The 11,820-nt window shown below is 40.5% G+C and carries 8 protein-coding genes; 2 read left to right on the top strand and 6 right to left on the bottom strand.

From position 1 onward, the window contains the following. Positions 1 to 176 precede the first annotated feature (176 nt). Positions 177 to 1,463, top strand: coding sequence for a dipeptidase (locus IE056_RS06115; RefSeq protein WP_189603795.1), 1,287 nt, complete (start codon positions 177 to 179; stop codon positions 1,461 to 1,463). 208 nt (positions 1,464 to 1,671) lie between these two features. Here the strand turns inward: IE056_RS06115 and IE056_RS06120 are convergent, their stop codons facing one another. After that, positions 1,672 to 2,382, bottom strand: coding sequence for a TVP38/TMEM64 family protein (locus IE056_RS06120; RefSeq protein WP_189603796.1), 711 nt, complete (start codon positions 2,380 to 2,382; stop codon positions 1,672 to 1,674). Positions 2,383 to 2,391: 9 nt separating this feature from the next. After that, the gene (locus IE056_RS06125; protein ID WP_189603797.1) at positions 2,392 to 3,243 is read right to left on the bottom strand and encodes an SdiA-regulated domain-containing protein; all 852 of its coding nucleotides are present in this window, start codon (positions 3,241 to 3,243) and stop codon (positions 2,392 to 2,394) included. Positions 3,244 to 3,457: 214 nt separating this feature from the next. On the opposite strand from IE056_RS06125, the gene IE056_RS06130 reads away from it, so the two are divergent. Then, positions 3,458 to 5,755, top strand: a complete 2,298-nt coding sequence (locus IE056_RS06130) for a transglycosylase domain-containing protein (protein WP_189603798.1) — start codon at positions 3,458 to 3,460, stop codon at positions 5,753 to 5,755. 119 nt (positions 5,756 to 5,874) lie between these two features. On the opposite strand, the gene IE056_RS06135 is transcribed toward IE056_RS06130, so the two are convergent. The 4 genes from IE056_RS06135 to epsC form a co-directional block, all read right to left on the bottom strand. Next, on the bottom strand, positions 5,875 to 8,049 hold the full coding sequence (locus IE056_RS06135; RefSeq protein ID WP_189603799.1) for a catalase: 2,175 nt from the start codon (positions 8,047 to 8,049) through the stop codon (positions 5,875 to 5,877). Positions 8,050 to 8,314: 265 nt separating this feature from the next. Further along, positions 8,315 to 9,832, bottom strand: a complete 1,518-nt coding sequence (locus IE056_RS06140) for a DEAD/DEAH box helicase (protein WP_189603800.1) — start codon at positions 9,830 to 9,832, stop codon at positions 8,315 to 8,317. Positions 9,833 to 9,990: 158 nt separating this feature from the next. Further along, entirely contained in the window at positions 9,991 to 10,875 is an 885-nt protein-coding gene (cysM, locus tag IE056_RS06145) for a cysteine synthase CysM (RefSeq protein WP_189603801.1), read from the bottom strand. Next, the gene (epsC, locus tag IE056_RS06150) at positions 10,872 to 11,660 is read right to left on the bottom strand and encodes a serine O-acetyltransferase EpsC (protein ID WP_189603802.1); all 789 of its coding nucleotides are present in this window, start codon (positions 11,658 to 11,660) and stop codon (positions 10,872 to 10,874) included. The genes cysM and epsC overlap by 4 nt, the downstream gene beginning before the upstream one ends. Positions 11,661 to 11,820: the final 160 nt, after the last annotated feature.

Genomic DNA, 11,820 nt, shown 5'->3' on the forward strand with positions numbered 1-11,820 from the left:
AAAGGAAATATTCTTCAAGGAATACCAAACACTTAAAAAATATTATCAATTTGGTTTCTAGCAATGTACAGAGGTTCATCTAAAGTATTTATACCTTTAAGGAAAGTGTAGTTATATTCTGCTCCTCCTTTTTCAGAAATTATTCCTATTTTGAGCCTTCAACAAATCTAAAAACTATGAAAATCCCTAAATGTTTCCTGCTTCTCCTGCTGAGCGCCATAGGAGCAAATGCACAAACTTCTGAAGAACAACTCCTGGAAAAGGCTAAAAGAATCCATGAAAAAGTCATCACCATAGATACTCATGATGACATTAATGTAGCTAATTTCACTGCTGAAAAAAACTATACCCAGGATCTTGATACGCAAATCACTCTTCCAAAAATGGAAAAAGGAGGGCTGGATGTTTCATGGCTTATTGTCTACACTGGACAGGGGGAACTTAACCGGGAAGGCTATAAAAAAGCTTATGAAAATGCCATGTCAAAGTTCGAGGCCATTCACCGGCTTGTAAACGAAATTGCTCCAAACCAGATAGGACTAGCGACCACTTCACAGGAAGTAAGAAATTTGGTGGCATCGGGTAAAAAAGTAGCTATGATTGGAGTGGAAAACGGATATGCCGTTGGCACAGATCTAAAGAATGTGAAAAAATTCTATGATCTTGGAGCCCGTTATATGAGTTTATCCCACAACGGACACAGTCAGCTTAGTGATTCCAACACAGGAGAAGAAGATGGCATCTGGCTACATAACGGGATAAGTGAGCTGGGCCGGGAAGTGGTAAAAGAAATGAATCGGCTGGGAATGATGATCGACATCTCCCACCCTTCCAAAGAAGCAATCCGACAAATGATCGAGCTTTCGGAAGCTCCTGTTATTGCCTCCCATTCTTCTGCCAGAGCTTTAGGCCATCACAGCAGAAATTTGGATGATGAACAACTCGAATGGTTAAAAGAAAATGGAGGCCTGGTACAGACCGTGGCGTTTAGTTCATACGTGAACACCGAAAAACATAATGAATATAATGAAGCTTTACAGGATGTATACCGGCAAGTGGGCAAAAAAGTAGGATTTACTTTACATTCCTGGGATAGTATCAGGGAAATGGATGAAAGTAGCCGAAATGCCTATATGAAAAAATTCCAGGAAGTAAGAAAATTATCAAAACCGAGAATGGAGAAGCTTAAAGAAGAAGTTCCTCCGGTAGACGTTTCAGATTTTGTAGATCATATAGATTACTTGGTAGAAAAAATAGGAATAGACCAGGTAGGAATTAGTTCTGACTTTGATGGCGGCGGCGGAATTGAAGGTTGGAATGATGCTTCGGAATCTCTTAACGTTACCATAGAACTCGTTCGAAGAGGCTACACCGAAGAGCAGATCGCCAAACTATGGGGAGAAAACCTGCTACGCGTTCTGGATGAAGTACAGGCAGTTGCCGATAGGATCCAGAAAAGCTAAAATTGAAATGTACCAGATTTGAAGTAGACAACCTTTAAAAAATCATTCATCTGATTTTACTTTAAAAAAAAATTTAAGAGCGTGTTCCCCGGGAAGCACGCTTTTTTCATTATTATGAAACTGCCTTCAGGAATTATTTTCTCAGAAACAACCTCGCCTCCTATTAGTGCTTTTATTTCCTGATTTTTTAAATCTGGGATTTTAAGACCTATGGTTTATCCTTCCGGACTTTTTTATCCCACCACACGAAAGCAATAAATAACACGAGACTTATAACGGATGCCCAGATTAATCCGGTCTTTAACCGCTCGTAATTTCCGCCCAGGTAAGCTATAAAAAAAATTAAAGGGGAAATTCCCAACATAGTCGCACCTATAAACCTCCAGTACCCCATTTTCAAGACCCCGCCTACAAAACTAATGGCATCATTAGATAAAAATGGACTTAGCCGCACGACGATAACTGTCCAGAACCCATAGTCTTCAATAAAAGAGGTCAATTTTTTTTCAGATTTGACTCCTATCAGCTTCTCTACGATTACAGGGCCAAAGTACCTGCCAATAAAATATCCTGTGGTAGAAGCCAGAAAAACCGCAGCAAACAAAATAACACTCCCAATTACAGGACCATAAGCAAGAATGGTAACCACCATTAAAATGGGTGTTGGAATCACCAGGAGGAACATTTGTAACACCATCGAAAGTATTATCACCGCCGGACCAAAATAACCGAATTGAGAAACCCATTGCCGGGTACGCTCCTCATCTCCACTGGTAAGTACATCCCAACCATTAGATAGAAATTCCCTCACCTCGGGGATGAAAAAGTAACTAAGAACAACAGCGACAACAACTGCTATAGATATGTATAACGGAGCTTTACTTTGTTTGACTGTAGCGCTTTCTACTTCTTCGGCCATAAGTTCATTTTAATTGATAGAAATTAGGTGAATATTTCCAGGATTACCTTCATTGGATATATAGACATTTCCGGAAGGATCAAATGTCAGCCCCTCGGGCTGCTCAAAATTACTGACATTCAGAAAATAAAGCTTTTCCGGATTCCCTTCAGGATCAAGGATCAGTAATTTTGGAACTCTTCCTTCGAGCATATAAATATTTCCGGTTTCAGGATCTATATTTATTTCAGAAGGCATAAACCTGTCATATTTATTTTTCACATCGGTCTGTTCAAAAATTGGATCATCAAACAGAAGTTTAAAAACAGGGGTTGAATTCATTTGCATGGTTTCTGTATCCATAGCGTAAATCCCTTTAAAATCTTCAGAGTCGGGCTCCATTTCTTTAATGGCTAACAGCAGCCTTTTGTTTTTAGGGTCATAGCACAGGCCTTCCACATCCTGTCCTCTGGTAAGGGCAGTTGGATGCTCACTTATTTCAGGATTGTTCGCAAAATCTGCAATTCTGTAAATTGTCCCATCACTTTTCAGGATATAAGCATTGAATCCTTCTACAGCAATTCCTTCATAATCGCCTTCGCCTGCAAATTCAATTTGCTCTTCAATTTCCGAGGTTTCCAGATTATAGATAAACATCACTCCATTTTCATCCTGTACACAGGCAACTCGGTTATTTTCCAAATAAGCAATTCCGGAAACTTCTCTCAAAACCCCCGGCAGGTTCCAGGTTTCTTCTATGCTTATGTCTTTGGTAAATTTACTGGCAAATTCATCCTGCTTTTTCTTAAATATAAAATAGACTACGGCGGTTAGAATAACTAAACCCGTACTTATTCCAATGACAGTTTTATTGACGCTCATGAGATAAAATTAGGCAGAATTAAAAGGATGCTGAAGCTCTTTAAAGCTTATTTTTTAAATTTTAAATCAAATTTAAGAATCTGGACCAGGCTTCCGGCTGCCGTAAAAAAACAAGAACGGCACTATCCTTGCTTTGCTGCACTTCATAAAGTTTAGTAAAGAAGAAAACTATTTTTTTAAAGTATTCGTTTCTTTGTGAACACATTTAATAAATATGTTTAAAAAATTTAAATTGCCCCGCTACGCCCAGTGGATACTGAAATTCTTTGTGGGTCTGTTCCTTCTTGGCTGCCTTTTCTACCTTAGTATTTATATAGGTTTATGGGGAAGCATTCCTGAAAATGACGACTTAAAGCACCTTAAGCAAAGTGAAGCCACAGAAGTTTTTGCTTCCAGGGGTGAATTAATAGGGAAATATTACATATTTGACCGGCAGCCGGTACTTTTTGAAGAGATTCCCGAGCATTTAACAAATGCCCTTATAGCCACAGAAGATATTCGCTACTATGATCATTCTGGCATTGATTCCAGAAGTTTGTTGCGCGTGTTCTTTAAAACCATTTTAATGGGTGACAAATCATCGGGTGGTGGTAGTACCATTACGCTGCAGCTTGCCAAAAATCTCTTCGGAAGAAATGATTACGGGTACGTGAGTATCGTGGTTAATAAAGTACGCGAATCGATTATCGCTCGAAGGCTGGAGGATATTTATACCAAAAAAGAAATCCTCACCCTCTACCTCAATACCGTTCCCTTTAGTGATAATACCTACGGAATTGAAAGTGCTGCCAGGAAATTTTTTAATACCACCACAGCCGAACTTTCCCTTACAGAGGCCGCTACTCTGGTGGGCACGTTAAAAGCTTCTCATTACTACAATCCGAGGTTATTTCCTGAGAGAAGTAAACTGCGAAGAAACGTGGTACTTCATCAAATGAAAAAATACGGCTTTTTGTCTTCTGAGGAGCTGGCTGCTGTAAAGGAAGATCCTGTTGAACTTCACTATCAGTTTTTTAATCATAATACCGGCACTGCTGCTTACTTTCGGTCCCAGCTGCAAAAGGATGTAAAAGCTATTTTGGATACCCTGGAAAAAGATAACGGAGAAACGTATAATCTTTATCACGACGGACTCCAGATACACACCACGCTCGATTACAAGATGCAGAAAATGGCCGAAGAAGCCATGGCAGAACACATGACCGGTTTGCAGGAACAATTTGAACGCTCCTACGGAAAAAATGCTCCCTGGTTGAAAGAACAGTTGATCAAAGAAGCTATTCCAAAAACCACACAATATAAAAATCTTGCGGCAGCAGGCTGGTCTGAAGCTGAAATACTCGATTCCCTAAACCGGAAAAAAGACATGGAACTTTTTGGTTGGGGTAAGAAACAACTGGTACAGGCCAGCATTATTGACAGTCTGCAGCATTACATGAAATTCCTGAATATGGGAATGCTCAACATGGATCCTGGATCGGGTGCCGTGAAATCATGGGTTGGGGGGATCAATCATGAGTATTTTAAGTATGACCACGTATCACAAAGTAAGCGACAGGTAGGTTCAACTTTTAAACCCATTGTGTACACCAGTGCTGTGGAAGCAGGTATTGACCCTTGCACTTATTATTCGGTAAGGGAAGTAACTTATAATGAAGGTTGGACTCCTTCTAACTCTTCCGCAGATGAAGATCCCCATATGAATTACAGTATGCAGGCTGCGCTAAGCAGATCCATTAATACCATTGCTGTGAAGGTGTTGTTTGATGTAGGTCTGGAAAATGTGATTACTCAGGCTAAAAAAATGGGAATTACTTCGAATCTTCCCAAATACCCTTCCCTGGCTTTGGGAACTGCAGAAATGACCATTGAAGAACTCGGCACCGCCTACTCGGGATTCGTAAACAGAGGAGCTCCGGTAAAACCCTATTATATTACCAGGATAACAGATAAATACGGAAAAACCATTGTAGAATTTGAACCTGAAAAATCTACACGACAGGCTTTTTCCAGCACAACAGCAAGTATAATGCTGGAAATGATGAAGTCTACCGTAAATGAAGGAACTGCTGCACGATTGCGGTATAAATATCAGTTACCCAATGACATTGCGGGAAAAACGGGAACCACACAGGATAACAAGGACGGCTGGTTTGTGGGAATCACTCCTAACCTGGTTTCTGTAACATGGGTGGGAGCCGATGATCACCGTATTGGTTTTCGGAGTACAGGACTTGGGCAGGGAGCAAATTCCGCTTTACCGGTTTTTGCCCTGCTCATGCAGAAAATGAACAATGACAGCGATTTCAATGAGATTACGCAGGCAAAATTCCCTGCTCCCTCCTCTACTGTTCAAATGATGCTGGATTGTGAACCTTCAGAAAGGGATAATTTCCTGGAGCGCCTTTTTACAGATGGGGATAAACCTAAAAAACGTAAGGACTCCAAAGGAGAAAAGGAAGAAAAGAAAGGCCTGTTTTCAAAGATCAAAGGGATCTTCAATAAGAATTAATAAAGCTGAAAAACTTATTTAAATTTCATTAAAAAAGGTTGTTTTTTCCATGCATAATGCAAGAAAAAACAACCTTTCAAAAGTTAATAATCTAAGTTTAATTTTTCTCTGCTATCCTTCTAGGTTGGGATATTTTCTGTTTCTTTCCTGTTCCAGAATCGATGCTGACCAATTGCCTCAATGAATTTTTTAGAAAATTTCTTTGAAGGATTCTCCTGAATGATCACCCCTTCCTCTTCCAGATCATTGGTTTTCGCCAGCTCTCCAAAATACGTATACTTGAGAAGTTTCGTAGCCTGCCCTTCTATAGCCAAAGCTTTGCAATGCTTGTAAGACTCATTTATAAAATTCACAGCCATGGCATTCTTTTCGAGCATCATAATACTTTTTTCTCCTGAAGGAACAAAAATAGCATCAAAGAGAACAGATCCACTGGTGGAAAAACTTTTATCTACTTTGATCCTGTTTCCGGCTGAAGTTTCTATGGTACCAAGATGTGGTGCAATAATTTTTACTACCGCACCTTCTTTTAATAACGCTGCCCTCATAGGAGTGATCGATTTTTCATCTACCCCGTCGCTGCAAAGGAAAGCAACCTGTCGGGTACTTATGTTTCCTTTCACAGTATAATCCATGCTAAGGGCTTTGTCTGTTTTCACTTTTTGCTTCACATCTACAGGTTCATAATCTTTAGGATCTGCATCTGCAGGTACACCTCTCTGGACGGGTTGCATTGGTCCCCTGGGCACTTCAAAGCCCAGCCCTTCGGCTACCTGCTTCGCCAGGTCTTTATCTACCTGCGTAAGCAATCCTACCATACGTTTCCTTATCTCTTCAATCTCCACTTTTCCAAGTTCAAACTGAAAAGCACTAATGATCTGTTTCTTCTCAGCGGCTGTCTGGCTATGATAAAACATTGATGCCTGACTAAAATAATCATTGAAGCTCTTACTTCTAGCTCTTATCTTTTTAGCATCAACTTTTTCAGCATGGCTAACAAATCCGCCGTCTTTCATTCCGGCCTGGAAAGGACAACCTCCGCCAATAGAATTAGGTTCATAGCTCACTCTTCCTTTGTTCACCTCCTGTCTCATGAATCCATCGCGCTGATTGTTATGTTTTGGCGCTCTAGGTCTGTTGATCGGGATCTCATGGAAATTTGGTCCGCCCAGTCTTATGAGCTGTGTATCCAGGTATGAAAATAATCTTCCCTGCAGTAGCGGATCATTACTGAAATCAATTCCCGGCACCACGTGGCCGGGGTGAAAGGCTACCTGCTCGGTTTCTGAAAAGAAATTATCGGGATTCCGGTTTAAGGTCATTTTACCGATTTTCTTTACAGGCACCAGTTCTTCAGGAATTAGTTTTGTGGGATCCAGTAAGTCAAAATCGAATTTATGTTCGTCTTTTTCTTCCACCATTTGAACACCCAGCTCCCATTCCGGAAAACTTCCACTATCGATGGCTTCCCAGAGATCTCTACGGTGAAAATCAGGATCTTTTCCGGAGATCTTCTGAGCCTCATCCCATAACACTCCGTGGGTTCCCAGTACCGGTTTCCAGTGGTATTTCACGAAAGTGACTTTACCCTTTGCATTTACCCATTTAAACGTATGTACTCCAAAGCCTTCCATCATTCTGTAACTCCGTGGAATTCCTCTTCCTGAAAGTATCCACATGATCACATGAGTAGCTTCGGGCATTAGTGAGGCAAAATCCCAGAACGTATCATGGGCAGCAGTCGCCTGCGGCATCTCATTATGAGGTTCCGGTTTTATGGAATGAACCAGATCCGGAAATTTCATGGCATCCTGAATAAAGAAAACAGGCATATTATTTCCCACGAGGTCGTAATTTCCTTCATCTGTATAAAACTTTACAGCGAACCCCCTTACATCCCGTGCAAGATCTGTTGAACCCCGAAAACCTACTACTGTGGAAAAGCGTGTAAAAACAGGAGTCTTTTTCCCTTTTTTGCTTAAAAAAGAAGCTTTTGTATATTTCTCCATGGATTCATACGCTTCAAATACTCCATGAGCACCAGATCCCCGTGGATGTACTACCCTTTCCGGAATTCGCTCATGATCAAAATGAGTCATTTTTTCCCTGAAGATAAAGTCTTCCAGCAGGGATGGACCCCGATCTCCGGCACTAAGCGTATGTTGATTGTCGTTTATTCGAACCCCCTGGTTCGTGGTAAGAAACTCATTCGCACCATCTTCTCTGTGTACGTCGAGTTCTTCCTGTTTTTTCGAATCTGGTTTCTGATCTTTTTTTCCTTTTTCTGTAGCCATGAATTTCTGATTTAAAGTTAGTTGCAAAGAGCTAATGGATTGCTCATTAGGCAGTTCTCTTTAAATTTCAGAAAAATTAGTGGAAATTCAGGGGTAGTTGATGTTAAAGTAAAAACAATTGTAGTTGCCTTAAATCAAGGAAAGTTTACAATGACACGGCAGGAAATTAACATTTTCAAAAAAAATGAAAGAAGAAGCAGGAGCAGCCTTATTTAATTTCAGTTTCAAATCCTGAAAAAGTGACCACTCCTACTATTCTGTTTTATTAAAATTCTCCCTGGTTGATGCGCAATCTTAATTTGCGCTTGTAGTCTTCTTTAAGCCAGTCCCTGTAGTTTTTGGTACTGTTGCTAATACAATAGGAATACCGCCTTATCCTGTAAGCTATATCTTCATCCAGCTCTTTTGCCAGTATCCTGGCATCAAACACATCTTCACTGTTTTCAATGCACATTTGAGCATGTTGTTCAATGGACCTTTCCAAAACCGTTTTCGATTTAAGTCCTTTGGCGATGGTTTCATCATATGCTGCCTCTATATCAAACTCTACTTCTTTAGAATTAGCAAATTGCTTTCTAACATCGGGAGGCATTTCATATTTGAAATTCTGCTCTATTTCTTCGTCGCTCACAAGATTTTCCAGATAATAATCTGGTGACCTGAAGATTTGTTTCCAGTCTACCGGAGCACTCCAAAGACCAAAACGGGCAGCATTGTTCCCAAGGTCAATTACCGTGAATTCCTTTTTCCCGGGGAGTACACGGGATCCACGGCCAATCATTTGGTAATAAAGTGTCAGGGATTTTGTTGCACGGTTGAGAATGATGGTCTCCACCGTAGGTTCATCAAACCCCGTAGTAAGAATACTTACAGAAGTTAAAATAGCATCAGGTGTATGTTTAAACCATTTTAATATATCCCTCCTGTCCTGTTTACTGGTCGTGTTATCCAGGTGGCGTATGTCATAGCCAGCATTGCGGAACGTTTCGTATACTTCTCTGGAGGTATTGATACCGTTATTAAAGATCAGGGTTTTCTTACCCTGGGATTTTTCCATATATGCATCCAGAAGTTTCTCCTGCATAGAGAAATTGGAATACAATTCTTCGGAAGACTTCACTGTATAATCTCCGTTGATCCCCACTTTCAGCGAAGACAGACCAACATCATAACTATAGGTGTTTGCCTTTGCCAAAAAACCTTTTTCTATTAAAGATCCTATAGAATCACCAACGATCAATTCTCGGTAATTATCTTTCATAGGAAGTTTTATATTGGAGCTCAACGGTGTTGCCGTTACCCCCATAATAAAAGACTTCTCAAAGAATTTAAATAATTTCCTGAAGGAATTATAGTGAGCTTCATCAATAATCACCAGCCCTACATTTTCCAGCTCTACTTTGTCATCGTTCAACCGGTTATTCAGGGTTTCAACCATGGCGACAAAGCACATGTATTCATCCTGATCTGGCAGTTCCTTGATCTTACTGTTAATGATCTTATTTCGCACCCCGAAGCCCGAAAGCATCTTAGAAGTCTGCCTGCATAATTCTATCCTGTGGGTAAGAATTAAAACTTTCTGATTGGTACGTTGAATGTATTCCCTTACTATCTGTGAGAAAATTACTGTTTTTCCTCCACCTGTAGGCAACTGATATAGCAGATTATAATGTTCCGGATGTTCATCTATAACCTTAAAAATCTTCTCTATATCCTGCTGCTGATAACCGTAAAGCTCTTTATCAACTTTTTTATCTTCAATTCCGAATGTATCCTGCGCCATTTAATTTAGTTTCATAAGCAATTTTGCAAAAATAGCGGATTTCTTAGGTATACCGAAATCTTATAGAGGTTTTTCAGAAAAAAACCTTTTACAGACGCCGCAGGCATTCATATTTACCGGATTAGGGAAAAAAATTTTAAACTGAAGGTATTCCGAAGTTAATCAAATAGATCTGACGATAAATACCGGTCTCCCCTGTCACATACAATACTCACTACCAGCCCCTCCTCCAGTTGTTCGCAAAGTTTTACAGCAGCAGCAGTAGCTCCTCCACTGCTCATTCCGGCGAAGATTCCTTCTTCTTTAGCGAGCCTAACAGTCATTACTTTAGCTTCCTCTTCACTTACTTCAAGGATTCGATCTACTTTATCACGGTTAAATATCTTTGGTAAGTAGGCTTCAGGCCATTTTCTTATTCCGGGGATACGGGCTTCATCTTTTGGCTGTACACCTACTATTTGTACGTCCTTACTCTGCTCTTTCAGAAAAGTAGAAGTTCCCATAATGGTCCCGGTGGTTCCCATGGAAGATACAAAATGGGTGATTTTTCCGTGGGTATCATTCCATATTTCAGGTCCGGTGGTTTTATAGTGTGCCTGCCAATTATCATCATTTGCAAACTGGTTCAGCATAAAATAATCTCCCTGCTTCATTCTCTCTTCGGCATAATCTCTGGCTCCTTCTATACCTCCATCGGCATCTGTAAGGATCACTTTAGCACCATAAGCTCTCATGGTCTGTACCCTTTCAATGGTAGAATTCTCGGGCATTACAAGTTCTATGTTCAGCTTGAAGATCCCGGCGATCATTGCAAGGGCAATACCAGTATTTCCGCTGGTTGCTTCTATTAATTTCATATCAGTAGTGATATCCCCGCGATCGAGTCCGCTCTTGATCATATTATAAGCAGCACGGTCCTTAACACTTCCTCCCGGATTTTGCCCTTCCAGCTTTAGGTACAGCTCCACGTTTGGGTTTTTCACCAAACCTGCTGCTTTTACCAAAGGCGTATTTCCTATAAGATCTATTATGGAATTTTTCATTTTTCGTATTTTTTGATATTGATGGTGGGAGAATGAGTGACAATGGAATTTTCTGGGATTGAAGACGTTAACCATGCATTTCCACCCACAATACTATTGGCTCCAATAACCGTTCCTCCCCCCAGGATAGTGGCATTTGCATAAATAGTTACATTATCTTCGATCGTAGGGTGTCTTTTTTTATTGCGAAGATTTCGCTCCACACTCAAGGCTCCCAGTGTCACCCCCTGGTAGATCTTTACGTGGTTTTTTATGACAGCCGTTTCTCCTATCACTACTCCGGTTGCATGATCTATAAAAAAGGAATCTCCGATAACTGCCCCGGGATTAATATCTGTTCCCGTAAGCCGGTGCGCACATTCGGTCATGAGCCTTGGCACCAGGGGAAGTCCGAATTTATACAGTTCATGGCTCAGCCGGTAGATAGCAATGGCAAAGAACCCGGGATAAGAGAGATAGACTTCTTCCACCGAATTTGCCGCGGGATCATTTTCGGCAATGGCCAGGGCATCAAGATTTAATCTCTCAAGAATCCTGGGCAGCTTTTGTAAATAGCTCTGCCATAACTCCCCACAGGTTTGTTCAGGATTCCAGCAAACAAGATCTGCCAGCTCCTTAAAATCGACTTCCAGAAGCTGAATATTTTCCTCCACCGGGGTCTCCACATCAAAAAGGGTGTAAAAGAGATTCTTCGTGAAAATTTCAGTTTTGTCTTTTATTCTGAATTTTAGGTTCGGAAGCTGCTTGTGCTTTATTATGTCTTCTATAATTGCTTTGTTGTCCATATCAATTTTATTTCCGGAATGGCTCCGGAATGAATTTCAAAATTAAGAAAATAGAACTCCAATCCAACATGCTTCCAGGATTACCAGATCCTCTAAAAAAGGGCAGCTAAAATCTGAAGTTCTTAATTTTTGAGAAGCAAATTTTTAAAGTCGCAATAAC

Origin of the sequence: Salinimicrobium marinum (assembly GCF_014651535.1) — a bacterium.
Taxonomy (GTDB): Bacteria; Bacteroidota; Bacteroidia; order Flavobacteriales; family Flavobacteriaceae; genus Salinimicrobium; species Salinimicrobium marinum.

Coding starts and splice junctions, on each gene's coding strand:
- IE056_RS06115 (WP_189603795.1), top strand. CDS start 177: ATGAAAATCCCTAAATGTTTCCTGCTTCTCCTGCTGAGCGCCATAGGA.
- IE056_RS06120 (WP_189603796.1), bottom strand. CDS start 2,382: ATGGCCGAAGAAGTAGAAAGCGCTACAGTCAAACAAAGTAAAGCTCCG.
- IE056_RS06125 (WP_189603797.1), bottom strand. CDS start 3,243: ATGAGCGTCAATAAAACTGTCATTGGAATAAGTACGGGTTTAGTTATT.
- IE056_RS06130 (WP_189603798.1), top strand. CDS start 3,458: ATGTTTAAAAAATTTAAATTGCCCCGCTACGCCCAGTGGATACTGAAA.
- IE056_RS06135 (WP_189603799.1), bottom strand. CDS start 8,049: ATGGCTACAGAAAAAGGAAAAAAAGATCAGAAACCAGATTCGAAAAAA.
- IE056_RS06140 (WP_189603800.1), bottom strand. CDS start 9,832: ATGGCGCAGGATACATTCGGAATTGAAGATAAAAAAGTTGATAAAGAG.
- cysM (WP_189603801.1), bottom strand. CDS start 10,875: ATGAAAAATTCCATAATAGATCTTATAGGAAATACGCCTTTGGTAAAA.
- epsC (WP_189603802.1), bottom strand. CDS start 11,660: ATGGACAACAAAGCAATTATAGAAGACATAATAAAGCACAAGCAGCTT.